The 1,008-nt window shown below is 27.4% G+C and carries 2 protein-coding genes; both read left to right on the top strand.

The features are described 5' to 3' along the window. Positions 1-334 precede the first annotated feature (334 nt). Positions 335-520, top strand: a complete 186-nt coding sequence (locus CXF67_RS00040) for a hypothetical protein (protein WP_102086911.1) — start codon at positions 335-337, stop codon at positions 518-520. A 12-nt stretch (positions 521-532) separates the two neighbouring features. Then, positions 533-1,008, top strand: a 476-nt coding sequence (locus CXF67_RS00035; RefSeq protein ID WP_145990313.1) for a DUF3667 domain-containing protein, incomplete at its 3' end; no start/stop codon positions are given.

Below are 1,008 nucleotides of genomic sequence, written 5' to 3'. Positions count from 1 at the left end.
TCCAGACCACTGAGGACCATGAACTGAAGGGTTTAAGTTGGCTTGAAGCTTTGATAAAAACCTGTGACATTTTGTAACTGTTATAAATAAAAGTGTATTTTTATTAGATCATATAAAACAAATTTACCAAATTGATTTTTTATGAAATAAAATAAAATGGCCATTTTAATACTACTAATAAGCACTTTTAATATCATCCAAACCTTATCTTTTAATACTCATCATTATAAAATAGAAATGGATTATATTAAGTGGGGTATTTTTAGTTTCTCTTGTATAGTAATATGTTATGGATTGTATTTATTAATTAAAAAGAAAAAACCTTTAGTTAAAAATGAATAAGAAAAATATATTAGGAGTTGTAATTAGTTTGATTGGACTCGCTTTGATGGGTTTTGAAATGGGTAGAAGTTCAAAAATTGGAGAGAGTAACGAGACTCTGCATTATGCCGGTTTACTTATTGTTTTCAGTGGTGTTTTTATAGTTGTTTCGTTCAATAAAAAGAAAATTGATAGATAATCATTTAATAAAATGGCTGAATCTTGTTTTAATTGTAAAAGTTTAGTCAACGAAAATTATTGTGGAAGTTGCGGGCAAAAAAAATATAGTAGAATTGACAAAAAATATATACTAAGCGAGCTGGAAAACACAATTTTACAGACTAATAAGGGGTTTTTATATTCTATAAAAAACATAATTATAAATCCTGGGAAAACCGCAAGAGAATTCATCGATGGCAGTAGAGTAAATCATTATAAACCAGTTTTATTAGCCTTTCTTTTAAGCGGTATTTCTGCTTTTATTTCTTTTAATATTATTGGATTAATAGAAATAATGGAAGCGTATTACTCAAAAATGCATTTGAGTTCTCAGTTAATGAGTGATTATATGTCTTTTACAACAAGTTATAATTCTCTAATTATGCTTTCTACTGTTCCTTTCTTAGCGATTATCACCAAAATAGCTTTTAGGAAATGGGGGCAAAACTATTATGAACATATAGTGAT

Source organism: Psychroflexus sp. MES1-P1E, from assembly GCF_002836055.1.
Classification (GTDB): domain Bacteria; phylum Bacteroidota; class Bacteroidia; order Flavobacteriales; family Flavobacteriaceae; genus Psychroflexus.
Note: the sequence above shows the minus strand (reverse complement) of the source record. Positions and strands in the feature narration are given on the sequence as shown.